Origin of the sequence: [Bacteroides] pectinophilus, from assembly GCA_025146925.1 — a bacterium.
Taxonomy (GTDB): Bacteria; Bacillota; Clostridia; order Lachnospirales; family Lachnospiraceae; genus Bacteroides_F; species Bacteroides_F pectinophilus.
Genome location: CP102260.1, coordinates 275,734 through 297,785, shown reverse-complemented (window position 1 = coordinate 297,785; position 22,052 = coordinate 275,734). Strand labels below are relative to the sequence as shown.

The window sequence follows — 22,052 nt, the reverse complement described above, 5'->3', positions numbered from 1 at the left end:
CGTTGCCATCGCTTATTTCACCTCCTGTTTTGTGGATTTACTTGTATAACGGACAGACACAGAAAAAGGGACAATCTTTTTCTAAATTTTTTAGACGGTGCGTTCGGTAGAAGTTGCATCAATCTTGTCTACCCCAGTTGTGACAACTACTCTGGTGCGGTATGTAATACCCATTGTGCCGGTGTAAGTTTTGGTAATGCTAACCGATCCAGTTCCATCAATCGACCATGAGGTGACGGGTGTCCAACCATTCCCAACTTTCTTTTCCAGATAGAGGGTACCTACGGATGATGTCGTCGATTTTTTTGGTGAAATGTATACCGACACAGAAATCTGCTTGCCAGAGATTGAGATAGACGGGACAACAACATTGGTGCTTTCCCATCGGGGAGTAATGGTTTGTATCGAACCTGTTTGCGACATACTCTCAGGCGCATTTGATGCCGCCGATGCGGGTACGGCATGAGCGGTCATCAGTAGAGCGGTAGTTAGTGCCAATGTGACAATTTCTTTTTTCTTCATAAATAAAATCCTCCTTGTGCATTATTGGTATCACCCATATAACGCACAAGGAGGAAAAAAGGGACAATGCTTTCGTGTTCCCATAAAACAGTATTTGCAAATGCTCCCGCAATGGGGAAGATTGGGCGCGACTTCGGTCACGCCTTTTCTTTTGCTTCCAAATCATCCAGAGGGATATATACTCCTCTGTTAATTGTCCAATAATCCTTATAAGCGTAACCGTCCATTGTCCCAACCAACAGCTTCGTTGACTTCTTAAATCCTACTCTTTTCATTGCTTCAATTCTTTCAACTGCATAAACAGGAACTTTTGTAATTATTTCCTCGCACTCAAACAAATCAAATGTAGGTGGTACAATAAGATTCATAATTGTAAAAATTTCTTCTGAAGTTTCATATTCACTTTTCAAATCAAGTCTAAGAACACCCACATGATTAAAGTTGTCGTTTGCACTACGATGAAACACTTCAATCGTGCCGATAGCTTCATGCTTTTCTTTGTCAATAATTGTCCACCTGACAAACCATTTGGATGAATAGGAACTAAGCCAAAACTTAATAGCTTGTCTCATTCGATCTTCATTTGGATAATAGAAATTATCTCCATGACAATTATCGCTGTTGAAAAACGGTAGTGCATTTTTATCACTATACACGCTTACAAGATCCTCGGCATCATCAAGTTGCGAAAACCTCAGTAGAAATTTATCATTTTCAAAAGCTGGACAGTTTTCATATACGTCTGACATTTTATTATACCTCCTGAAATTTTGATTGAACAAAATCGCTGCGCGATGGCCTGCCAAGGCTGTGGCGCAGTTTTATTTTTATTAAAATAGCAGTGGAATTACTTTTCATAATCCATTATTGTTAAGTTACCACACGAAACAACTGAACTAAGAAAGCTCCACTGCCTATGATAAGAATAACATTTTCCAGTCTCTTCCGCAATCGGAATTATGACGCTAATGCACCTCCGAATAGGTAGATGTAATTATTAACACTACTTATTCTGGAGGTTTTATTATGTATAAAGATATTTTTGAATCCATCCGCAATGAGGCGGAAAAACGTAACCTGCGTGAAAGAACTATTCAACTGTATTGCTCTGATGTCAGCTACTTTCTTCGTTGGATTGGAAAAAATGTTTCTGATCTTACACTTGAAGATGCGGAAAGTTTTCTTACTGCCAAACGTCTGGAAGGAAGGTCTCCTGAAACTCACAATCACTATCGGTCTGCAATCAAGTTCTTATATAAAAAGGTGCTGAAGATTGTCTGGGATGATGACACTGTTCCGGCTATGAAAAGAGAGCGAAATCTTCCTGCCGTTCTATCACGCGATGAAATAAATGCAATCATTGACGCCACTCCGAATCTGAAGCATAAAGCGATTATTGCAACTATGTATTCTTCCGGATTACGTGTATCAGAGGTTGTTCATCTTCATTATGATGACATTTCACGTACCAACATGACAATTCATGTTCGTGAAACCAAAGGCAGAATTGACAGGTATACAATTCTGTCTCAAAAAAATTTAGACCTTCTCACAGAGTATTGGTTCAAATGTGGTCGCCCTAAAGATATCCTTTTCCCAAGTTCCTGGTCCGGTGGATATCTGGATATAGCCAGTGTTAACCAGTTCTTTAAGAAAAGTGCTAAACTCGCCGGCATTAACCGTCATGTTTCCTCTCATGCGTGCCGTCATAGTTTTGCCAGCCACCTATTCGAAAGTGGCACAGATATAAAATATATCCAGTCACTTCTGGGACATGTTGATCCTCGCTCTACAGATGTTTACCTTCATGTGAGCAACAAGACACTTCTTGGAATCCGCAGCCCGTTCGACAACCCGGAAGGTGGTGAATCATGAGTAAGGATTGTACGATTCAGGATGTTTTTCATCGTTTTTATCCATCTTTTGAATCCACACATAGTATTTCTCCCGCTCAGCGAAAGGCCGCTTATCACATCATGAATTGCAAAACCGGTGCCTTTGGTGTGAATGTAAGCGTATGCGAGGACTGCGGCTGCATATCAGTCCACTATAACTCCTACCGTGACAGATGCTGTCCTATGTGTCAGGAGTTTCCAAAGGAAAAGTGGGTAGATGCACGGCGTGAGGATATCCTAGATGCTCCTTATTTCCATGTGGTTTTTACAGTTCCAGAAGAACTCAATCCCATTATCTACAGCAACCAGAAATTCTTATATACTGCTCTTTATCATGCGGCTTCAGATACTCTCAGTGAACTTGCTGCTGATAGTAAATATCTTGGGACTGATATCGGCTATATTTGTATCCTCCATACATGGGGAAGCACCATGAATTTTCATCCTCATATCCATGCGATTGTTCTTGGTGGAGGGCTGGATGTGAAAAATCATTGGAAAGACAACGGGAAAGAGTTTTTTCTTCCGATCAAGGTGATCTCCAAAATATTTCGTGGAAAATATATGGCTGAACTTAAGCAACTCTGGGAAAATGACAGGCTTGAATTTCATGGATCGGCTGCACCTTACAAAAACTACTATACTTTCAAGGAATTGTTAAATACCTGCTATGCAAAGGAATGGATTCCTTATTGCAAGAAACCATTTGACGGTGCCGAATCTGTCATCAGATACCTTGGAAAATACACCCACCGGATTGCTATCAGCAACTACCGTATCAAAGACATGACAGAATCTACAGTTACATTTTCTGCTAAAGATTACAAAAACCAAGGGCTTTGGAAAGAGATCACCATATCCGGCGAGGAATTTATCCGTCGATTTTTAATGCATGTTCCTCCAAAACGTTTTGTACGTATCAGGCACTATGGTCTTCTTTCATCCAGAAATAAGAAGAAAAAGATTACCTTGTGCAGAAACATCCTTGGTTGCAAAAAATATATTTCCAAGCTGAAAGATATGGATGCACCTGCCATTATCCGTCTTCTTTATAATAAAGATATATGCAAGTGCTCTTCCTGTGGTGGTAAGATTATTCCTCTACCCACAGAACAACATTTCATAAAACCGAAACCACATATGCTCTGTTAATGAATCGTAACAGAATGTTTTTTTAGCTTCCTTAAGGAGGCTTGTTTCTGATGCCGTAATACAGGACTGAATTAAAAATCCTATGTATTTCTATCTGTACACGCTATCCTATTATAAATAGAGTGTCAGAATTAAAAGTCCATATAGAGTTGACGCGCTTTGTTCAACCAGAAAAAATCGAAATTGATGCAAACGAAAGGGCAGTTAATGAAAAGTCTCAATACTGCTTTTTCGTTTGCACCACCTTCGATTCTTTCCTTAACGATTTGTTCAGCTAAGATGAGTATATCATTCTGTTGTTATACCAGCGGCAATTTTTATCAGTTCGTCCATATCAATAGAGCCATATATAGAAAAGAAATCGCCATCCCGCTCATAGCAAATATAATTCAAATCATCTTTCTTGAAGTAGTAGCCAATCACACCATCCTTGTCAAACGATTCAATTTCTGTATTTTCTGCGTCGGCGTAAATCCTTGTATCTGATTTACTAAGAAGAATATTAAAATAACTCGATTCGTTGATGGCATATTCATAGGCAAGCATTTCCGGCTGTTCAACCGTATTCTTCAATTCCGCCCCGTCGGGAAGATAGGTAGGCTTATAGCTCTGCAAATCGGGCTTTGTGTTTTCCCCGTCGCTTTGCAGTTCAAAGATACTGTATTTTTCAAATGTCTCGACTATCCACGCAATCACTTTTTCCCTGATCTTTGCATTAGTTACCATAGCCGTTGAGAACAACAGGGTTATGGTAATTGCTGCGACTGCAACAGCTTTGCCGAACCGTCTGAACACAATATGCGTTCGGCTCTTTCCGGTACTACTTACAGCAGCATCCTCTTTTAGCTCCGTGCGTAAATAGTCTTTCATAGCAATTTTACAGGCGCGATTGAGAGAAGCATCCGAAATCACTTGCTCCGAGCTAAGCCCCATGCTTGTAGAAAGTAGTTCACGGTAAAAGCGGAAGCGACCCTTTGCATTTTTCATTTGGAAAAACTTTTCAGTTTCTTGGGGAGATAGCCGGAAGCAGTATCTACTAAATAATAGAACAATTCCCTGATGCGGCAAGTGCAGAATCTTTTCGCTTAATTCTCGGATCTTTGCTTTCGGTAAATCTACACAGGAGTAGGCGTCATTATCGGCGGCAGAGCGAACTTCTATATCCTTTTCAAAGCTGGCATTTGCTGCTTCATGCAGCATGGTTTGCCAATTCATATCCATATCGTCACCTTTCCTCATACAGTTTTTGGAGCTTCTTGACGAGCCGCTGCCCACGTTTTTTTGCGGCATCCTCCGAAATGTTCAGCAATTCACCAATCTCTCTATATCCCATTTCCAGCGTATAGCGAAGATAGATAAAATGCCGATCATCGGGATTAAGCTGATCTATTACCTCAGTCAGCCTATGTACATCTGCATTGTGAATACATTCATCTTCAATATCGTCCGTGTCCTCGTCCGAAATATTGTCCCAGTAATCAATGTGAACACTCTGTTGTAATTGACGTAGTACGTCAATAGAAGCATTTTTCACTATGGTAACGCAGAAAGCGGTCATTTGGGGACAGGGTAAATCAGAAATTTTTTCGATGTTGTCCATGATTTTTATAAATGCAGTGGACACGACATCCTCTGCGGCTTCCTCTGACTTCACAATATTAAACGAAATGCGCTGGAAGTGGATATGATGCTCATGGAATATCCGCTCTACCAGCGCACGTTGTTCATCATTCAAAACACTAAATAGGAGTATCATCATATAAGTTTCCTCATGGATAGCCCTGCAGCCATCCATTCTAAGTGAGCAAGTAAATTTATTCTTGCACATTATGGGTATTCGTTACAGCGTCTGCTTGTTTCAAATTATACCACAAGAATGTTGCGCAGGAAAGTGGCAACCCATTAACAAGGTATGAATCAAAAATAATCAAAAATAATTTCAAAAAAGTTTGTCCCTTTTTTTGATCTTGACCGTTATATGAGTAAAAGGACACGACAGGAGGTGAAATAAGCGATGACACAGGTTACTACTCTGCATAGGATTATGCGCGGGGCTGCTTATTTCTCCTGCCCACTATGGAGGCTGCGACTTAAAATCAGCAGGATAGGCGCATAGTTTATACATGAAATATTGCTATGCGCATATTTAGGAAAGACAAAGCAGGATGTTTTCAGATAATTAAGTGAAAGGAGACTTATAATGAAAAAGATATTAAGTGTTTTGCTTGCTTCTTTATTATTGCTTTCGACAAGTGCCACCGCTTTTGCTATGGAAACTGAGACTAATGCAGATAATTGGTTGGTCAGTGCGAATCAGCATCAAATCATTCATAACGCTAAGATTGCTGCAGAAACAGGTCAAAATGTTACTCTGACAACAAAGATTCTGTCGGATCTAAGTGATAATCATTTTGAACTTGTCGAAGTGGGTGATACAGGATATATGATTTTCGACCCACAATCAGGCAAGTATTTGGAAGAAGCATTAGATTCGCCTTCTCCATATTTGGGACTTTCAGAAAACTTATACTACTTTGGACCCCTTAACTATTATCAACTGTCGGGTGATAAATTTGTTCACACAGTAATTCATAACGAATACGATATGTCTTTTGCTGAATGCCGTTCTTTACAATCTGCATTTGATACGGCATTACAAAACTCTCGTACACAGAAAGATACAGAAGTATTAGCCCTTATGCAAACGAATCTAAATTCGAGGGCAAGTGTTAATAGACTGCAATCTCATTTTTCAGCACGTGCAACAAATAAGTATATTCCAAACTACAAATATATCAAAAATGCAATTTATCCTGCAAACGAGAATAACACCTGTGGATATACAGCAGCGTGTTTGATTTTGAATTACTGGCATAAAGTTAAGGGAAATGTCATTGACAGTTCATTCCTTGATTCTAATGGTAATTTAAAAACTACTGGAAACACTTTGCAAGACAAGTTACTCTCTTATGGAAAATCGAATTCCTCTTGGGGATTAACTATTCGAGATGTCTTAATCGACTATTGCAATGAGTATGGAGTTGCGGCAACTTCAACATACTATGTAACAAATTTCGATATTTTTGCAGAAGTTGGTCGAAACCGTCCAGTAATTGTATTCGGATATTTTCCTGATTCTCCTGGGCAAGTTCAAAGTCGTGGAAAAGTATTTCATGCAGTTACCGCTTATGGAACATCAACAAGCGGGCTTGTTACTAAACTAATTGTCCATTACGGATGGTCTGGTTACAGTCACGTCACATTAGACGGTGGTTTAGTCGGTTCAAGTACACAGTTTGTATTAAATTAAAAAAGGAAGTTAAGTATGAAGAAAGTCTTTACATTTTTTCTCGCAATGGCAATTATATTTGGAATTTCTGGTTGTGGAAAGAAAGAATATATTGTTTTTCCTTTTTCTGCATCAGATGTTGTGAAAATTGAAACGTACTATTCTAACTCAGAGGCAGACACCAAGGAAAAAACGCTAACAGAAGAAGCGGATATTGACTACCTATATACGTTTTTTTCTGAGCTGCCTGTGAAAGATGCAAATTCAGATTCTACTAACGACGGTAGTACAATAAAATTCGTGTTTGATCTTTCAGATGGGACGAATTACGAACTTGTTTACATTGGTATTGCAACAAAAAAGGGATACCTACAATCTGAAACTTCTGATTTTTATTATTTTACATCTTCTGACATCATTGGTGTTTGGGCAAACTTATCTAAGATGCGGCTTGACTTTTAACAATCCCTACGATTGGAAACAGCTTAGCACAAAAAACGCGGGGCGCAGCAGTCATCATCGGCTGCCGCGCCCGCGTCATCTTTTACTCTGCGTCTGAAAGCGTCATGGTGAACTGCGCTTCCTCAAATGCTGCGTCGGTTATGTTTTGCAGTTTATGGATCGTCTGCTCTGCCAGCGGACGCATAGCTGCGTCCATATCCGGCAGTGCGTCGGAAATCGCCGCAATCGTTCTGCGGCAGTCGTGCTTGTGGTAAATGCAGATGGTTGATTGAATACGTTCTTTTACTTCTGATGCGGAAACACCTTGTTGATGTGCAATCGCTTTAAACACCTGTTTTGTATCACGTTTTTTGATACCAAATATCTAACCACAATCTTTTTGACTAAATTATTTCCATTTGGTAATACCCCAAAAACGTGAACAGAAAAAGACGCTAATGTATATACTATTCTAATTACTAACTAGGATGGGATTGATGATGCCCATATATATTATGTGAATAGGAAAGAGTATGTTGATTGGGCAGTTAAGGTGCTTACAGTCGTTCGAAGCGTATGGAGCACGTTTTCAGGTGAAGGAGCGAGCGAATGGAGAGAATCGGTTCACAAAGAATTTATAAAAACAGGAATAACTCCTAAAGATTATTTGGATTTTGTATGTAGTATTTTGCACATAAGCAGAAAAGTAAAAATAATTCTTCTGGATGGGACAGTCCAAGAGGCAAAGATATTAGATTTTCTTGATATGAGTTATGATTTGACGGATGGGCGAATCGAGGAAAGTATTGAATCTGGTCATCCAGTCTGTTACTGTTGGTGCAGTAGAAATGTTTGGTGGCGGTGCAGCCGCATGGAGAACTATCGCATTTATTTACTGTATTATAGGTATTATTACCAATACACTTGCTGTATTTTCGGTAAAAGAGCTGTCAGATGAAGAATTAAAAGATGACAGTGTGGCAGGAGAGGAAGATGACAAACTTTCTTTTAAGCAGACAATAAAACTTCTCTTTAGTAATAAATATTTTTCAATGATTTGTGTGATCTATATTCTTCAGCAGCTTCGTGCTTCTATGGTGAATGTAGGAATCTTTTTTATGACATATGTATTGCTGAATAAGAATTTGTTCGGTGTATTTTCATGGGCGAATAATATTCCTTTGATCATTGCACTTGCCGTTACACCTGCACTGGTTTCAAAAATGAAAGGAATGTATAAGTTAAACAAGTATAGTTATATGCTTGCTACAGTATGCCGTTTGATGGTTGCAGTGGCAGGTTATCTGGGAAGTGTTCCGCTGATGCTGTTATTTACAGTTCTTACATCCCTCGGAGAAGGACCGTGGCAGGGAGACATGAGTGCAGTAATTGCACAGTGTTCAGAACATACTTATTTAAAGAGTGGAAAGCGGATTGACGGTTCCATGTTCTCCTGTACTTCATTAGGTGTAAAGCTCGGTGGAGGTATTGGTGTTGCACAGGAAGAAAAGATGCCAATATACAGATAGGAAAGAGACTAAGAGAGGCAAGACTGAATATGAACCTTGAAAAGTCAGAAATTGCGGATGTATTGGGTGTTACAGTAGAACATTATCGAAAACTTGAAGCAGGTGTAACTGGAATATCTGTAGATAAAGTATTGACACTCTATCATAAATATGGAATTGATCCTACATATCTTATAACAGGCGAGAGCAGCAACATAAAAGATTTTAATTTGGATTACTATGTTGCGAACAGCACAAAAGAGCAGAGAAATGATTTTTTTGACCGTGTGCTGGCGTATTTATCTAAGTTGATTAGATAAATTGAAGTGCTTCCTGCTTCCAAGCCCGAAAAGGAGGAAGTGTTATGCTTAATATTGCGGTCTGTGATGACAGCAGAACAGATGTAGAAATGCTGGAAAGTGCTTTTGATAAGTTAGCACAGTACCAGTTTTCTTATGAAGTGTATTTTACAGCGAAGGAGTTGCTGAAGCATGTTATAGATTATGGAGAAATGTATCATCTGTATATATTTGACATTGAAATGCCGGAGATGAATGGTTTGCAGCTTGCAAAAGAAATCCGGAAAATAGATGCCAAAGCATTGTTTGTATTCCTGACTGGATATACTCAGTATGTTATGGATGTTTTTGAGGTTATTACCTTTGACTATATTTCTAAACCGATTACAGTGGAAAAGCTGGAGTCCGTTCTTTTAAAAGCCATGCAGTATCTTCATATGATAAAGCGTGACTTTGTCTTTCAGTTCCGAAAAAATCAGTTTCGTATTAGCTGCGATGATATTGTGTATTTTGAGAAGAAAGGTCGTCAGGCAGTGATACATACGATTTCAGAAAATTTCAAGGCAAATATGACAACTGAAGAAATATGGAAACAGCTTGATGATAAGGTCTTTGCCCATATTCATGTATCATATATCATCAATCTTGGGCATATCAGGGCGATTGATGGAGATGAAGTAGTGATGGACAATGAAGAAAGACTTCTGATTGCCCGCTCCCATAAGCAGAATTTAAAAGAAAAACATATGGAGTTTGTAAGGAGGATGGTTTAAGGATGGAATATGTGATACGCTTTGCCATCAGCCTGTTTGATCTGGCAGTGTTTATGTATTATTTTCATTCCAATAAGAAAATGAAACCAGTATCAAAGGTATGGATATGGGCTGGATTTACCATTGCTGCAATTATATGGACATTTGTCAGTAGCATAAAAAATCCGTATCTGAATCTTGCGACTCTTTTGATTGTGCTTATACTGTTATCATTTTATTATGAATCAGGAATGTGGACGAGAATTATAAATATTGTGACATTCATGGGTATTGGAATGCTGTTTGAACCTGTAGCCTTGCTGTTACTCCATGCTATGAATTTTCATATGGGAGAAAGTTATAAATATTATTTTGTAATGGTAATATGCAGCTTTGTTCGTGGAAATGTGATGTATATTCTGTCAAAATTGATTTCAAAGAAAGGGATGCAGATTGCTGATTTTCCGAAAGAAATTTTGGGTGTGCTTGTTATGGTATTTGCCTTTACGGTGTTGAACTGCTGCTTTGTTATTCTTTTGTCATTGGAAGCTGGCAGTGAAAAAAGCCTGCTTATGTGTGCCAGTATTGTAATTTCCATTGTCCTGACAGATTATTTTATGCTGTATATGATGGAACGTTTTAATTATCTTGTGCAAAAACAGTATGAGGATGCAATGTACAGGGAAGAAATGCACTATAAAGACATCTATTATGAAGAAGCAGAAAAACAGAATAAGGAAGTGCAGAAGTTAAAGCACGATATGAAACATAAATTGCATGAACTGTATCATCTGTTGGAAAATAGTGATGGGCATGAACTTTCAGAGAAAATCGGTGCGATGTGCATAGAATTTGAGCAGATAGATGAAAAGCAGTATTCTGATAATCCAATCGTAGATTCTGTGCTCCGCATTAAATTTGGCAGGGCAAAGGCAAGGGGGATAAAAGTAGAAACATCTATTCGTATTCCAAAGAAGATGCAGCTTGATCATGGGGATATAGGTGTATTGTATGGAAATCTTGTGGATAATGCGGTAGAAGCCTGTAGCAAGGTGCCGGAGGGACAGCGTTTTGTAAAGATTGAAAATAAGTACCAGTCGGGGATTTTGCTTCTTGTAATAACAAACAGCAAAACAGGAAAGAAAAATAAAAGCCTGAAAACAACCAAGAAAGATAATATCCGACATGGGCATGGTGTTCAGAGTGTCCGCAAAGTGGTAGAAAAATACAATGGAACGGTAAGTTTTACAGATAAAGGGGATATATTTGAGGTTTCAGCAATGCTCTATGGAATTGAAGTGAAGGAATAAATGCAAAGCGTTACACTTAAATGTCAATCTGTTACACTTTGCCGCATTTTCCTGTAAAGTATGATATAGTGCATTCATCAAATGCAAAGGAGGACATACATATATGTCAAAATTAAGAAGATTGATGAACCGACTCAGTCATGGAGCATTAACCAGCGTGGCAGCACTTGCCCTTACGGTAACTGCAACCAATATGAACCGTTGCTGCTGGTTTATTTTCGGACAGGACAAGTTACCGGATAATGCGAAAAAACTTAGAAAATTTTAAGGTGGTAACAGGGTATGATTGCTAAATTTGCAAAGAAGATAAATGAAATATTGATACAAAAGGAGATTGTGCAAAAAGAGGATGCAGAACTGTACCAATATGGGATAGAAAATGGCATTGTTGTTGCAGGAAACCTTTTGGCTTCTGGAATATTTGGCATTGTGACGGGGAGACCGGGACTTGTTCTGGTCTTCCTGTTATTTTATGCCTCGTTGAGAAGCTATAGTGGGGGCAGCCACTGTAAGAGTAGAATCGGCTGTTTTTTGATATCAATGGCAATTTTATTTATTCCGGTTTATACATATGAGCCTGTAATGAAAAATGTTCCTAATGCCGTGATTTTATTGATCGGAGTTCTTGCAGTGGTAATTATTATTGTCCTTGCCCCAGTGGAAAGTATCAATAAACCTCTTGATGAGGAAGAAAGAAAGTATTATGCAAGGGTAACACATTGCATAACAGCATTGCAGGTATGTGTTCTTATCATTTTATTTTGTTTGGATCTACAAGATTATTTTTATGCTGGGTATGTGAGTATAGTCCTGATAGCAGTATTTATGGTTATGGGAAAGATTGCAGTGAAACGATATGTGCAATAGCAAAATGTATTAAAAATAGGTATTGATATATAATTTTGTAGACGAACATGGAATATTACAAATATAGAGTAATGGTTAAAATTTTGGATGAAAATGCCGAAATATAATAAAAAATAGGAAAATATAAAAAAAATAATCCAACCAAATGAAAGAAGTATGTCAAATTTGTGTGTGGAAGGGGATGAGCATATGTTCAGAATTGCTATATGTGATGATGAAAGACAATTTAGAAAACGCATTCATGATATTTTAATAGAATATATGAATGAAAATGATATATTATACGAAATTGATGAATTTGAATCAGGAAAGGATTTTATAAGTTTAGGTATCAATCTAGCAAAGTATGATATTGTTTTTCTGGATGTAAATATGGATGAACTGGATGGAATGGAAACTGCGCAGAAAATAAGAAAAGTCAGCAATGATGTTTTTATAGTTTTTGTTACAGCATTTATTACATGTGCCCCTCAAGGATACAGCGTAGGAGCTATAAGATATATTCTGAAAAATAATGTAAATTTTCCGGAACTAATATTTGAGTGTATGGATGCAATCAGCTTGAATATGAATTATGTAGCCCAAAAGAAGAAATTTAACTTTAATGAGGGTACAAAGATTGTAGCATTAGAGCGTTTGTTATACATAGAGAGCAGATTGCATAAACTTGAGTTTTACATTATGGAGGACAAGTTAAAAAAATATTCAATATATGGCAAACTAGATGAGCTGGAAAAAGAGTTGCAAGGTAATGATTTTATCCGGATACATCAAAGTTATCTGGTTAATATGAAGCATATTGAGAAAGTCAGCCGGTATGAGGCGTTATTGAACAATGGTATTAAGTTGGAAATTCCAAAAGCACGATATAAATTTGTTGAAGAAACATTTGTTTCGTATAAAGGAGAATTGTAGATGCTGATTAGTTACATTCAAAGTATTATGATGATAATATTGGAGGTAATATGCTGCAAAATATTTTTTGAAAGTTTTGCTGAAAAGAGATCAAAAAATAATTATAGAAATTATAGTATTATTTTAGGAATTGTGGTATGTGAATATGTAATAGCTTCATTATTTTATGATAAGTTTATCTTGAAACAAATATTGGCTATAGTTGCTGTTGCGGTGTTTATGTGCTTTTATTTTAAAATTCATTTCGGAAAAGCAATAATCTTATCATTATTATTTCAGGCATTGCTGCTTTCTGTAGACTATTTTACACTATGGTTAAATGTTTCTCTTTTTGATAGTATAGCAGAAATTAGCAGGTTGCATTTTGTAGGTGGAAGTTTAATAACGGTTTTGGGAAAAATAATTCTTTTCCTAGTTGTTTTGCTTATCAGGAAGAAAGTAGGAGGGGAGTCCTCGGATGTTTTAAGAAGTACAGATTGGCTTCGATTTATTTTTTTCCCAGTTTTTACAATCTTCACAGTTATTGCATTGATCATGACATCTGGAAACATTGAGAATCAAAAGCAGGAAAATGTATTCTTGGTTATAGCATTGTGTTTAGCAGGGATGAATATAGTTGTGTTCTATATGATAAATGATATATTAAAACGTGAAATTAAGATTCGTGAAAATGAAGTGTTTCAACTGAAAGCACGAAATCAGACAGACATGTACCGTTCTATTTCAGAAAATTTTGTTAAACAACGGAAAAAAACACATGAATATAAGAACCAGATTATGTGCATTGAGTCTTTGATAGAGATGGAAAATTATGATGAACTAAAGGATTATGTGAAAAGTATAAGCGGAAATTTGAGTACAGAGTTAGATTATATTAAAACAAATAATATGATTATTGATGCTATATTAAATAGCAAATATAAGGAAACATTGGATAAAGGCATTGTATTTATCTTTCAAATCAATGATCTATCAGGAATTAAAATGTGTGATGAGGATATTGTTGTTATATTATCGAATCTTTTGAATAATGCAATAGAGGCTTGTGAAAAGTGCTCAGGCAAAAAATTTATGAAAATGAAACTGGTTAAAGAGAAAGACAACATTATTATATCTGTAAAGAATACATATGATGGTAAACTTAATATTAAAGATGGAGAAATACAGACCTCAAAGAAATATGAAATGGATGAGCATGGGGTTGGAATAAAAAATATAATTGAGGTTATAACAAAATATCAAGGCTCTTATGCTATACGAAATGATAATAATGAGTTCTACTTCTCAGTTATATTGCCAAACTAAGATGAACCTTAAAAAAGTGATTTGCTGCAAGCAAATCACTTTTTTTGTCATTTTCTGCAAAAAAAGGTCACTTTCTGCAATGGATATTGTTTTGTAAACAGATAAAGTTATACTTAATTTGGCAGGAGGCATAACTATGATTGAAAAAATAGCTGATGATTTAATTGGTCAGATGACTGAAGCAAGGTTAATTGACAAAGAGATGGAAGCAAGATATGTTTATGTTTTTATCTGTTGGATAGAGAAATTTATTACTGTTGGCAGTATTATCGTAATCAGTTTGATGTTTCACAAGCTGCTCCCAACTATATTTTTTCTTGTGTTTTTTTTAGAATTAAGAAAGAGAACTGGCGGATATCATCTGGACAAGTTTTATAGATGTTATTTAGCATCCATTGTTTCTTATTTAGTTATCGTGATTATAAGTGAAAAATTGTCAGAACATCCACAATGGTTATTTGCAATAGTACTACTTGCTATAACAGGGATAGGATTGATTGGTACAGCGAATCATCCTAATATGCACATGACATCAGATGAATTGATGGAATCGAAAAAATCTGCGAGGACTATTGTTTTACTTGAGGGGTGCATAATACTTGGCTGTGTTCTGTTAGATGCAGATATGGTTTACGTTAGTTATATGGCAATAGCTGTTATATTATGTGCAGCTTTGCTGTGTATAGCAAAAATTTTTAAACAGGAGGTGAAAGAATGAAGAAGGTTAATAAGAAAGTGTTGAAGGTTGTAGAACATGTCATGAGAAATGAAGCTGTATATGGAATAGATAGATTCCCACCTGCATGCATGGGAATATTTCATCAGCCGAAACGTCCGATTATCCAGAAGAAAAGTGAAAGATAGTTAACTGGCGTGTTTTACTATTATATCTGTAGCCATAGATGCTATAGGAACTTAATTGTTTATTCCAAGATGACAAGTATAAAAAGGAGGTACTGATATGTTAAAAAAAATTAAGAAAGTTATTGCATTTGCATTAGCATTGACTATGTTAATGGGTATGGGAACAATGGTGTCAGCAGCAGAAAAGGAGAGTAGTATTCCTGAATATTCTGAAACCAATGATGGTGGAATGACGGTGAATATTGCAGGAGATCAGGAAGGAACAATATTGAAGGCAGTGGTAATGAGGAAGGGATTAATCCGCTATGGTGGCCTGGAGATGGACCGGCTCCGCAGGTGACAAGCATTTCACTTTATAAATATGGCTGGCTTACAAATGGAAATTTTGGCGTTACGATCAAGGTATATGGATATGGCAGCGATACTACAACATTTGATGGAAGAAGTATTTCGTGGATACATCAGGAGCCATTTATTATATCTGGTACAGGCGCAGATGGCTTCTATTATACATATGATTGTGGTCCGATTACGCAAGCGGGAAGTTATAGATTTAATACAACTTTCAGGTCAACAAACTTCCCTAATACTACACGTTCCTTTTCAACGGTATTCACGTTTAGTGCAAACTAATATATGTTAATTCATATAAATAACATATTATAATGCGAATGGAGGTGGTTAAATGCGTATTGGTTCGGGAGTGCAGAGTGTATCTGAATTATTTGGAAAGCGACAAAACAATAGCAAAACATCTGTTAACGGAAATGAGGCATTTCCTCAGACATCAATGAAAGTGTATTTAAAGACGGATGATATGTTGTTTTCAGGCGGAAATGGAACCGGTCTTTCGTTTTATATTAAGTATGCAGAAGAGTCAACAGATGATAATCCTGTAGTGATAGCCAAAGGGATTGATGAAAATGGAAAAGAATTTGAAGAAAAGATTAATATTAACGATATTGATTTGAGAAATGCTTCTTATGTCGAAATGAGTGCTTTGGAGGCATATTATGATGTTGATAGGGGTAATAGTCTCAGCTCTTTTCCACAAGAAACTGGTCACATGGGATTAAATGAAAGATGTGACCTTATATCCAGCTTTGAAAAGGTTATTCAGGATATGAACAAATTAGGAAAGTATGATTTGCAGATGTTTTATATGCGAAATATGAATACTTATCTAAATCTGGAAAGACAGAAAAAAGCATAAAGTTGTTTATAGATTCCTGTTGGAATGAAAATTTATACGATGTTAATTTGAAAGGAGATTTTAAAATGAAGAAAGTAAAAAGTTTAAAGGCGTTGGTGTTGAGTTTGATGTTATGTTTGGCAATGGGAACAACTGCGTTTGCAAGTGAAGTATCCACTCAGGGACAGGCTGCCCCTAATGCAAATAAGGCAGTAGAAGTAAGCGATTGTGGCGATTTGGACGTAGTACCTGCTTATGATGACGCCGTTGCTCTTGCAGATACGATTCAGTATGATGCAAATAGAACCATTACAAGAAGCAATTCCAGAAGCGGTGTATTCAACGGAAATTATTATTACACCATTAATAACTCAAGCGTTACAAAGTTGTGCTTAAATGTTTATATGCCTAATGAAAGTGGAACAGATTATCTTCAGGGAACAATTACTCTTGTAGGAAATGACGGAACAAGTGCACCGGTACAAATTGCTAACTATTCAGGAGATTCATGGACACTGACATTTACAGGTGTTAAGGTAGGCGTTAGATACCATTTCCATTATGAGTTGTATTCTGTTGGGTCTTCGCAGGTAGGCTATATTGCTTCTGCTGCTTATGCACAATAATAGCTGCTTGAATATGGGATATTAAGCAAGCGCAACAGAATATTTTCATTGTATGTTGCATTTTATAGCAATCTGGCATAAAGTGCAACATACTATAATAAGAAAATTAGATTATATTGCTGCTGGAGGGATTATAAATATGGTAAATATGGTAAATACCGCTGTAAATAACAATATTTACGCAGGAAGAAAATCAGGTTCAAAATATAACCAATCAAAGGCTTTTCAACAAAAGGAAGTGTTAGAGACACCGGATGTTGCAGCAGTTAACAAATATGCAAATGTTCAAGAAATTTATGAGGCACTAAAGTGTAACGTGTCATGTAGAGGATATGAACAGGGGCAGGATGAAATTGCTGAGAAAGAAATTCAAAATGATGAACCAGAAATAAGCAATGATTCCAGTGAAAAAATGACAGTATGGTATCAGGGTGTTCCTTTGGAAGAGTGGGCATTAACTGATCCTAAATACACGGATTCAGAAACGGGAATTTCATGGTATATTAGAGATGGAAAATATCCGTATATGGTAGGTGAGGATGCAGAAAAGTTCCGAAAACTTTGTGAAGAATCCGGGGAGTTTGCGCTAAAGAAATTTGCGGAAATGACGGGATTAATACAGAAATTAGATGACAATACAGTAGCGTATGTGGGTGATAACGGAATTGCAGTTAAATCTAAAGATGGGAAAGAGATGTTTGTGGACACATCAGGCTTATCATATGATATTGTTATGGATATGTTCAGAAATTTGCCTAGAAATGGGAATTTTTTCAGCAATAAGTATTGGTCAGACAATATACAGAAAGCACAGGCTCGGAGCTGATGATACGTTATATTGCAAGAGTGTGTATGCTTGGACTCCGATAGGAGAAAGCAGATTGGTTCTGATTGACAGAAGAATCATATGATTTCATCATTAATTTGGCAGGCAATAATATTCAAATTATTGCCTGCTAAATTTTTACCAAAATTCTTCTAATACCGTTTTTAGACTAGGAAATATTGTTGAAAGCGTACTCTCAATATATTCTTTAGAGTAGAACTGTAGCTTTGAAATAGTATCAATGCTGTGTTTTTTACTTGATTTCTGAGTAATTTTTGTTCTGTTGGTCATTTTCTGCAAAAACAGGTCACTTTCTGCATAGGATATTTTCTTTTGCTTTGATTCCTGCTATTCTTAGAATATACAACAGATTGCTCTATATGGCACATTGAATACTGAGGAAAGGAGAAGTAAATATAATTATGAATATGCTTATAGAATGATCTGCATATAACGACAAAATGATATTAAAATAGGGGGTGATTTTGATGAAAGATTTTCATTTGAAGATTTTAGCTATAATAATGATAATTTTTGGCATATTTGGTTTAAGTACGCTTCCGTTTCTTTCCATTATTGTCCAATATATTGACTCAATAACTGGATTTAGTTCAGGAAATGGATATCTTACCAATAACATGGATTATCTTTTTAAAAGTCCTCTTATTTATATTGGTGGCTTTTTTGTTTTTAGTATCATTTTGGCAATTATTTATCTGGTTTATAGTTTTTTTAAAGCAAAGCGGGGGTGACTTCTAATGAAAAAAATAATTAGTATGGTTTTAAGTTTTATATTGATTTTGGGGTGCTCGACAACAGCGTTTGCTGCGGAGACTCATAACTATGACACTGAAAATTTGCCTCATGATGGAGCTGATTATTTTGAAACGGAAATTAAAGCTGATGAGGAAAATGAAGAACGCATTTCTGATTTTGTTACCGTATATGGTTATCAATATACCAAAGGTAGTTTAAAAAGTGGTGCATGGAGAAATGGCACGAGTGGTGGTAGTTCTACATCTAGCGCAAAATTATCATTGAATTACACTCAAGATACTTCTTATAATATTTCCTTTAAAGCTTCAGTTTCCGGTGGATATACAAATGGTGGAACTATAGGAAGTGAGTTGGGTGTTACACTAGGTGCATCAAAATCATATTCTTTAGGTAGCGGATACTCCGTAACTGTTCCAAAAGGATCTCATTATTTAATCAAATATCGTCCTATGTATTATACATATAAGGTCGTTGAGACAAAATATAAAGAAAGATATAATGAAGCATTAGGCGGCATGGAGAGATATGTGGTTGAAACAAAAACCTGCTATGTAGACGTATTTTCGCACTGGGATTTTACACATGTAGCTAAGTAAAGGTGTATGTTACACTAAATAAAAGCAGGGAACTATCTATATCCATGCTTCAAACTGGAGATAAAGCTCGTGGATCTGCCACGGGCTTTTCTCATGTTGTTATATACATTTTGCTGAAATTTTAAATTTCAGTGTAAAAGTAGATTGGTGTTTAGAAGGAATATGCAAAGTATTACACGAAAATGTCAAAGGATTACAGTTTCCTAAAACCCATAATAATTTCTGATATAATGCGATAAGTCAGAAAGGATGATGGGGCTATGGGGAAAAGAGAGCACATATACGAAATTATTGCAGAGAATATCAGAAAAGAACGCAGAAGGCTTGGAATTACACAGGCAGAGCTTGCAGAACGGGCAGATGTATCATTGGATACTATCAAAAGTGTTGAAAATGGCAGAAGGGCAATGAGTCTTGATACATATTTGAATATTGTTCATGCATTGGAGTCATCGCCTATGGTTTTGATGAGCCAGCAGCACCCAGAAAAACACATTGAGCGTTTTGCATTTATGATGAATCGATGTGACGAAAGAGAAATAGAATTTGCATTACATATGATTGAACAAATATTAAGAGGACAGGAAGATTATCTGAGTGAATAGACGGGTAGTTATCCTGTCCTTTGTCTATGACTCTTTTGCAAATTTTTCAGCGAGATGGTATATGATTTCTTCAATGGTGGGAGTATCATTTTCACATGGAAAGTCTGTCCAGAAGCGTTGCATTTTTGGATCAGGGCTTTTTAAAGCAATGGAAACTGCCCGCCCAATTTCCTGTTGGACTTCTTCTTTTGTGATTCCTTCTTTTTCGGCAATGATTTCCAAATATTTATCAACAGAGTATGTGTTTTTATCATTCATAGTGTTGTTGTGAATCCTTTCTGAGAAGGGTATTTGCGGTCAAATTGTCAGGTGCTTGAATTGTCCCGGTTGAATACCATAAAAGTAAAACAGATAATCCGTTCTATATTACATAATAACCTTGAGAGCTGTTTTCTATGCAGATTATGGCTATTTTCTATTCTATCATATACATACAGTATGGTGCATACACGCACCATATCATTATAGGACACTCTTGCGTAGAATACAAGGAGGAGGTCTTTGTAATGATAGTATATGACAGGTTATGGATCACACTCAAGAAGAAAAATATTAGCCAGTATGCACTAATTAAAGATTATGGAATAGATAAAGCACAGTTACAGCGATTGCGAAAGAATATGGTCGTAAAAACGGTAATCCTTAACAGATTATGTTCCATACTTGATTGTAAGATAGAGGACATCATGGAGTTTGTGCCGGATGAGGATATTAAGTAAAGAGATATTTCCAAAATGTAATGAGAGTTTGGAAATATCTCTTTTTTAATCCGCAAATATTTATATTCTTGGTATTAAGGTGTACAATATTCCACCTGAAATAGCTGGTTTAGTCACTCTTACAAAAGATTCGCTTACGGTACAATGAATACAGCTTAAGCAAATATATAAGGTGCCGGAAAAGAGTGGAAGGTGTACTACGATATTGTTAATAGTGGAGAAAGAATAAAAGAGTTGCGTGCGGCAAGAAGAATGACAAGACAGCAGCTTGCCGAGCAGATTGGATTGTCAGTGGATGCTCTGCGGAAAATTGAAGCTGGTGTAAATGGAGCAAAAATAGATACGCTGATTAGTATTGCTGAATTGTTTCATATAACGTTGGATTATCTTGTGTGTGGGTGTGAAAGAAAGACAGAAGTCGATGATCTGCTGGTTGGTCTGAAGGAGAAGGAAGTACAGTTTATCCGGAATATGGTATTAAATGCCGTTGACAATATGAAACTTCTGACAGAATAAAAAAGTCGGATTGCATTTTTGATAATGCAGTCCGGCTTTTTTTATAAGGATTTGGAACAGGTGGGAGTGTTACTCTTAGTTCAAAAGAGTGTCGGTTACTGTAGAAGATGCGTGGTGTCAGTTATACTTTGTTCAGGTTCTGAGAAAAGAACCGTTGAATATTGAAAACAGAATAGGACACGCATATCCCACGAGCTTATATCGCCTTGTCTATGACAGGGTGGCAGAATCCCATTTCGTGCGATGACTATCCTCAGAGCTGTAGCCGATTATGAGAAACGTAACAGCAGGAGCCTTTAAGGATAAGAGCAGAGGGTTGTGCCTACCGGGTTAGCAGCCGGAGGTAATGAGATAATAAGTGCACCTGAATTTCAGCAAAACGCATTTTCAGAGAGTGGCTACTTTCGTAAGTCCAGATGGGCAGGAAACTACGAAGTGTTTGTGGCTGGCAAAGGATATGTTACCCGATACGGGGATGGTTAAGAAACCGGGAAGATAGTATTTTATCTTCCCACACAAACTGATTTGCAGTAACCAGCAGACAACAACGGGGCTTATAAGTGCAGAGAGCATTGGCAGGTCAGTTTATGTGAGGAGATAAAGTGTGCACAGGATATCAAATCAAAATAAAAACAGGAATGGAGATTTTAAAATGAATAAAGCAGTTATATATTTTGGAGCAACAGGAAATGAGGCAGCGGATCAGATGGTAATGCAGGTTCTTGAGGAGTATTGCACTGTGAATGGATATGAGGTGGTTGCAGTCATTTCAGAGAACGCAAGACCGGAGGGAATGACATTTCCTATGAAGTTTGCCTTTGTCGGTATGGCAGAGGTGGAAGATGTTGATGTGGTTGTTACTCTTATGAGTGATATGGTCGGTGATTGTGAAGAAACAATTATGGATAACATCATTATGCTCGGAGAGCACGGCATTACGGTTGAGACAGCAAACGATGATATGGCTGGATATTATCAGAAGATGGAGCAGGCAGGGAAAAAGGAAGATAACGGTATTGTTTCACTTGCTGATTTTATGGCAGTATTTTTCAGACGTCTCAGAGCCGACAGATAGG

Annotated in this window: 30 protein-coding genes and 2 pseudogenes; 26 read left to right on the top strand and 6 right to left on the bottom strand. The window is 36.9% G+C overall.

Features of this window, described 5'->3' with window-relative positions:
- Nucleotides 1–90 precede the first annotated feature (90 nt).
- Nucleotides 91–522 carry a cell agglutination protein Mam3 gene (locus NQ488_01320; GenBank protein ID UWN95979.1) on the bottom strand — a complete coding sequence of 144 codons (432 nt, stop codon included), beginning with the start codon at nt 520–522 and terminating at the stop codon, nt 91–93.
- Nucleotides 523–659: 137 nt separating this feature from the next.
- A complete protein-coding gene (locus NQ488_01315; protein ID UWN95978.1) occupies nt 660–1,271 on the bottom strand; it encodes a GNAT family N-acetyltransferase in 612 nt (203 codons plus the stop codon).
- A gap of 277 nt (nt 1,272–1,548) precedes the next feature.
- Here NQ488_01315 and NQ488_01310 point away from each other — a divergent pair, with 277 nt between their 5' ends.
- Together NQ488_01310 and NQ488_01305 are read left to right on the top strand one after the other, a co-directional pair.
- Complete coding sequence (locus tag NQ488_01310) at nt 1,549–2,397, top strand: site-specific integrase (protein ID UWN95977.1); 849 nt, start codon at nt 1,549–1,551, stop codon at nt 2,395–2,397.
- Nucleotides 2,394–3,569, top strand: coding sequence for an IS91 family transposase (locus NQ488_01305; protein ID UWN95976.1), 1,176 nt, complete (start codon nt 2,394–2,396; stop codon nt 3,567–3,569). The genes NQ488_01310 and NQ488_01305 overlap by 4 nt, the downstream gene beginning before the upstream one ends.
- 288 nt (nt 3,570–3,857) lie before the next feature.
- Here NQ488_01305 and NQ488_01300 read toward each other — a convergent pair whose 3' ends face one another.
- The gene (locus tag NQ488_01300; GenBank protein UWN95975.1) at nt 3,858–4,790 is read right to left on the bottom strand and encodes a DUF4367 domain-containing protein; all 933 of its coding nucleotides are present in this window, start codon (nt 4,788–4,790) and stop codon (nt 3,858–3,860) included.
- A gap of 4 nt (nt 4,791–4,794) precedes the next feature.
- Nucleotides 4,795–5,328: a sigma-70 family RNA polymerase sigma factor gene (locus NQ488_01295; protein ID UWN95974.1), complete on the bottom strand. Its 534-nt coding sequence runs from the start codon at nt 5,326–5,328 to the stop codon at nt 4,795–4,797.
- Between the two features lie 441 nt (nt 5,329–5,769).
- Here NQ488_01295 and NQ488_01290 point away from each other — a divergent pair, with 441 nt between their 5' ends.
- Together NQ488_01290 and NQ488_01285 are read left to right on the top strand one after the other, a co-directional pair.
- Nucleotides 5,770–6,879, top strand: coding sequence for a hypothetical protein (locus NQ488_01290; GenBank protein ID UWN95973.1), 1,110 nt, complete (start codon nt 5,770–5,772; stop codon nt 6,877–6,879).
- Nucleotides 6,880–6,894: 15 nt separating this feature from the next.
- Nucleotides 6,895–7,320, top strand: a complete 426-nt coding sequence (locus NQ488_01285) for an ATP-binding protein (protein UWN95972.1) — start codon at nt 6,895–6,897, stop codon at nt 7,318–7,320.
- Nucleotides 7,321–7,402: 82 nt separating this feature from the next.
- On the opposite strand, the gene NQ488_01280 is transcribed toward NQ488_01285, so the two are convergent.
- Nucleotides 7,403–7,651 (bottom strand): transposon-transfer assisting family protein, encoded by a 249-nt coding sequence (locus NQ488_01280; GenBank protein UWN95971.1) that lies wholly within the window; start codon nt 7,649–7,651, stop codon nt 7,403–7,405.
- A 339-nt stretch (nt 7,652–7,990) separates the two neighbouring features.
- Between NQ488_01280 and NQ488_01275 the strand changes: the two are divergent.
- From NQ488_01275 to NQ488_01185, 19 genes and pseudogenes are all read left to right on the top strand, one after another.
- A pseudogene (locus tag NQ488_01275) lies at nt 7,991–8,098 on the top strand (MmcQ/YjbR family DNA-binding protein).
- 10 nt (nt 8,099–8,108) lie between these two features.
- Nucleotides 8,109–8,798, top strand: a pseudogene (locus NQ488_01270) (MFS transporter).
- 59 nt (nt 8,799–8,857) lie between these two features.
- Nucleotides 8,858–9,127, top strand: a complete 270-nt coding sequence (locus NQ488_01265) for a helix-turn-helix domain-containing protein (GenBank protein UWN95970.1) — start codon at nt 8,858–8,860, stop codon at nt 9,125–9,127.
- 44 nt (nt 9,128–9,171) lie between these two features.
- A complete protein-coding gene (locus NQ488_01260) occupies nt 9,172–9,879 on the top strand; it encodes a LytTR family DNA-binding domain-containing protein (GenBank protein UWN95969.1) in 708 nt (235 codons plus the stop codon).
- Nucleotides 9,880–9,881: 2 nt separating this feature from the next.
- Nucleotides 9,882–11,168 (top strand): GHKL domain-containing protein, encoded by a 1,287-nt coding sequence (locus tag NQ488_01255; GenBank protein UWN95968.1) that lies wholly within the window; start codon nt 9,882–9,884, stop codon nt 11,166–11,168.
- 103 nt (nt 11,169–11,271) lie between these two features.
- On the top strand, nt 11,272–11,436 hold the full coding sequence (locus NQ488_01250; GenBank protein ID UWN95967.1) for a cyclic lactone autoinducer peptide: 165 nt from the start codon (nt 11,272–11,274) through the stop codon (nt 11,434–11,436).
- Nucleotides 11,437–11,450: 14 nt separating this feature from the next.
- On the top strand, nt 11,451–12,035 hold the full coding sequence (locus NQ488_01245; protein UWN95966.1) for an accessory gene regulator B family protein: 585 nt from the start codon (nt 11,451–11,453) through the stop codon (nt 12,033–12,035).
- 156 nt (nt 12,036–12,191) lie between these two features.
- Nucleotides 12,192–12,950: a LytTR family DNA-binding domain-containing protein gene (locus tag NQ488_01240; protein ID UWN95965.1), complete on the top strand. Its 759-nt coding sequence runs from the start codon at nt 12,192–12,194 to the stop codon at nt 12,948–12,950.
- Nucleotides 12,951–14,255, top strand: coding sequence for a GHKL domain-containing protein (locus NQ488_01235; GenBank protein ID UWN95964.1), 1,305 nt, complete (start codon nt 12,951–12,953; stop codon nt 14,253–14,255).
- A gap of 136 nt (nt 14,256–14,391) precedes the next feature.
- Entirely contained in the window at nt 14,392–14,973 is a 582-nt protein-coding gene (locus NQ488_01230; protein ID UWN95963.1) for an accessory gene regulator B family protein, read from the top strand.
- Entirely contained in the window at nt 14,970–15,119 is a 150-nt protein-coding gene (locus tag NQ488_01225) for a cyclic lactone autoinducer peptide (protein ID UWN95962.1), read from the top strand. The genes NQ488_01230 and NQ488_01225 overlap by 4 nt, the downstream gene beginning before the upstream one ends.
- A gap of 97 nt (nt 15,120–15,216) precedes the next feature.
- Nucleotides 15,217–15,459, top strand: a complete 243-nt coding sequence (locus tag NQ488_01220; GenBank protein UWN95961.1) for a hypothetical protein — start codon at nt 15,217–15,219, stop codon at nt 15,457–15,459.
- Nucleotides 15,456–15,752 (top strand): hypothetical protein, encoded by a 297-nt coding sequence (locus NQ488_01215; protein ID UWN95960.1) that lies wholly within the window; start codon nt 15,456–15,458, stop codon nt 15,750–15,752. Before NQ488_01220 ends, NQ488_01215 begins: the two co-directional genes overlap by 4 nt.
- Nucleotides 15,753–15,804: 52 nt before the next feature.
- Nucleotides 15,805–16,332, top strand: a complete 528-nt coding sequence (locus tag NQ488_01210; protein ID UWN95959.1) for a hypothetical protein — start codon at nt 15,805–15,807, stop codon at nt 16,330–16,332.
- A 107-nt stretch (nt 16,333–16,439) separates the two neighbouring features.
- Nucleotides 16,440–16,937 (top strand): hypothetical protein, encoded by a 498-nt coding sequence (locus NQ488_01205; GenBank protein UWN97075.1) that lies wholly within the window; start codon nt 16,440–16,442, stop codon nt 16,935–16,937.
- 139 nt (nt 16,938–17,076) lie between these two features.
- Entirely contained in the window at nt 17,077–17,763 is a 687-nt protein-coding gene (locus NQ488_01200) for an H-NS histone family protein (GenBank protein ID UWN95958.1), read from the top strand.
- A gap of 488 nt (nt 17,764–18,251) precedes the next feature.
- The gene (locus NQ488_01195; GenBank protein UWN95957.1) at nt 18,252–18,515 is read left to right on the top strand and encodes a hypothetical protein; all 264 of its coding nucleotides are present in this window, start codon (nt 18,252–18,254) and stop codon (nt 18,513–18,515) included.
- 6 nt (nt 18,516–18,521) lie between these two features.
- Nucleotides 18,522–19,136 carry a hypothetical protein gene (locus tag NQ488_01190; GenBank protein UWN95956.1) on the top strand — a complete coding sequence of 205 codons (615 nt, stop codon included), beginning with the start codon at nt 18,522–18,524 and terminating at the stop codon, nt 19,134–19,136.
- 260 nt (nt 19,137–19,396) lie between these two features.
- Nucleotides 19,397–19,741 (top strand): helix-turn-helix domain-containing protein, encoded by a 345-nt coding sequence (locus NQ488_01185; protein UWN95955.1) that lies wholly within the window; start codon nt 19,397–19,399, stop codon nt 19,739–19,741.
- Nucleotides 19,742–19,765: 24 nt separating this feature from the next.
- Here NQ488_01185 and NQ488_01180 read toward each other — a convergent pair whose 3' ends face one another.
- Nucleotides 19,766–19,999, bottom strand: coding sequence for a hypothetical protein (locus NQ488_01180; GenBank protein UWN95954.1), 234 nt, complete (start codon nt 19,997–19,999; stop codon nt 19,766–19,768).
- A gap of 248 nt (nt 20,000–20,247) precedes the next feature.
- On the opposite strand from NQ488_01180, the gene NQ488_01175 reads away from it, so the two are divergent.
- From NQ488_01175 to NQ488_01165, 3 genes are all read left to right on the top strand, one after another.
- Entirely contained in the window at nt 20,248–20,460 is a 213-nt protein-coding gene (locus NQ488_01175; GenBank protein ID UWN95953.1) for a helix-turn-helix transcriptional regulator, read from the top strand.
- A 192-nt stretch (nt 20,461–20,652) separates the two neighbouring features.
- A complete protein-coding gene (locus NQ488_01170; GenBank protein UWN95952.1) occupies nt 20,653–20,976 on the top strand; it encodes a helix-turn-helix domain-containing protein in 324 nt (107 codons plus the stop codon).
- A 652-nt stretch (nt 20,977–21,628) separates the two neighbouring features.
- Nucleotides 21,629–22,051 carry a hypothetical protein gene (locus tag NQ488_01165; GenBank protein UWN95951.1) on the top strand — a complete coding sequence of 141 codons (423 nt, stop codon included), beginning with the start codon at nt 21,629–21,631 and terminating at the stop codon, nt 22,049–22,051.
- The last annotated feature ends 1 nt before the right edge of the window (nt 22,052 follow it).

What these genes read in the sequence shown, in the direction of transcription:
- NQ488_01320 (UWN95979.1), bottom strand. Translation starts at nt 522, where the DNA reads ATGAAGAAAAAAGAAATTGTCACATTGGCACTAACTACCGCTCTACTG.
- NQ488_01315 (UWN95978.1), bottom strand. Translation starts at nt 1,271, where the DNA reads ATGTCAGACGTATATGAAAACTGTCCAGCTTTTGAAAATGATAAATTT.
- NQ488_01310 (UWN95977.1), top strand. Translation starts at nt 1,549, where the DNA reads ATGTATAAAGATATTTTTGAATCCATCCGCAATGAGGCGGAAAAACGT.
- NQ488_01305 (UWN95976.1), top strand. Translation starts at nt 2,394, where the DNA reads ATGAGTAAGGATTGTACGATTCAGGATGTTTTTCATCGTTTTTATCCA.
- NQ488_01300 (UWN95975.1), bottom strand. Translation starts at nt 4,790, where the DNA reads ATGGATATGAATTGGCAAACCATGCTGCATGAAGCAGCAAATGCCAGC.
- NQ488_01295 (UWN95974.1), bottom strand. Translation starts at nt 5,328, where the DNA reads ATGATGATACTCCTATTTAGTGTTTTGAATGATGAACAACGTGCGCTG.
- NQ488_01290 (UWN95973.1), top strand. Translation starts at nt 5,770, where the DNA reads ATGAAAAAGATATTAAGTGTTTTGCTTGCTTCTTTATTATTGCTTTCG.
- NQ488_01285 (UWN95972.1), top strand. Translation starts at nt 6,895, where the DNA reads ATGAAGAAAGTCTTTACATTTTTTCTCGCAATGGCAATTATATTTGGA.
- NQ488_01265 (UWN95970.1), top strand. Translation starts at nt 8,858, where the DNA reads ATGAACCTTGAAAAGTCAGAAATTGCGGATGTATTGGGTGTTACAGTA.
- NQ488_01260 (UWN95969.1), top strand. Translation starts at nt 9,172, where the DNA reads ATGCTTAATATTGCGGTCTGTGATGACAGCAGAACAGATGTAGAAATG.
- NQ488_01255 (UWN95968.1), top strand. Translation starts at nt 9,882, where the DNA reads ATGGAATATGTGATACGCTTTGCCATCAGCCTGTTTGATCTGGCAGTG.
- NQ488_01250 (UWN95967.1), top strand. Translation starts at nt 11,272, where the DNA reads ATGTCAAAATTAAGAAGATTGATGAACCGACTCAGTCATGGAGCATTA.
- NQ488_01245 (UWN95966.1), top strand. Translation starts at nt 11,451, where the DNA reads ATGATTGCTAAATTTGCAAAGAAGATAAATGAAATATTGATACAAAAG.
- NQ488_01240 (UWN95965.1), top strand. Translation starts at nt 12,192, where the DNA reads ATGTCAAATTTGTGTGTGGAAGGGGATGAGCATATGTTCAGAATTGCT.
- NQ488_01235 (UWN95964.1), top strand. Translation starts at nt 12,951, where the DNA reads ATGCTGATTAGTTACATTCAAAGTATTATGATGATAATATTGGAGGTA.
- NQ488_01230 (UWN95963.1), top strand. Translation starts at nt 14,392, where the DNA reads ATGATTGAAAAAATAGCTGATGATTTAATTGGTCAGATGACTGAAGCA.
- NQ488_01225 (UWN95962.1), top strand. Translation starts at nt 14,970, where the DNA reads ATGAAGAAGGTTAATAAGAAAGTGTTGAAGGTTGTAGAACATGTCATG.
- NQ488_01220 (UWN95961.1), top strand. Translation starts at nt 15,217, where the DNA reads ATGTTAAAAAAAATTAAGAAAGTTATTGCATTTGCATTAGCATTGACT.
- NQ488_01210 (UWN95959.1), top strand. Translation starts at nt 15,805, where the DNA reads ATGCGTATTGGTTCGGGAGTGCAGAGTGTATCTGAATTATTTGGAAAG.
- NQ488_01205 (UWN97075.1), top strand. Translation starts at nt 16,440, where the DNA reads ATGTTATGTTTGGCAATGGGAACAACTGCGTTTGCAAGTGAAGTATCC.
- NQ488_01200 (UWN95958.1), top strand. Translation starts at nt 17,077, where the DNA reads ATGGTAAATATGGTAAATACCGCTGTAAATAACAATATTTACGCAGGA.
- NQ488_01195 (UWN95957.1), top strand. Translation starts at nt 18,252, where the DNA reads ATGAAAGATTTTCATTTGAAGATTTTAGCTATAATAATGATAATTTTT.
- NQ488_01190 (UWN95956.1), top strand. Translation starts at nt 18,522, where the DNA reads ATGAAAAAAATAATTAGTATGGTTTTAAGTTTTATATTGATTTTGGGG.
- NQ488_01185 (UWN95955.1), top strand. Translation starts at nt 19,397, where the DNA reads ATGGGGAAAAGAGAGCACATATACGAAATTATTGCAGAGAATATCAGA.
- NQ488_01180 (UWN95954.1), bottom strand. Translation starts at nt 19,999, where the DNA reads ATGAATGATAAAAACACATACTCTGTTGATAAATATTTGGAAATCATT.
- NQ488_01175 (UWN95953.1), top strand. Translation starts at nt 20,248, where the DNA reads ATGATAGTATATGACAGGTTATGGATCACACTCAAGAAGAAAAATATT.
- NQ488_01165 (UWN95951.1), top strand. Translation starts at nt 21,629, where the DNA reads ATGAATAAAGCAGTTATATATTTTGGAGCAACAGGAAATGAGGCAGCG.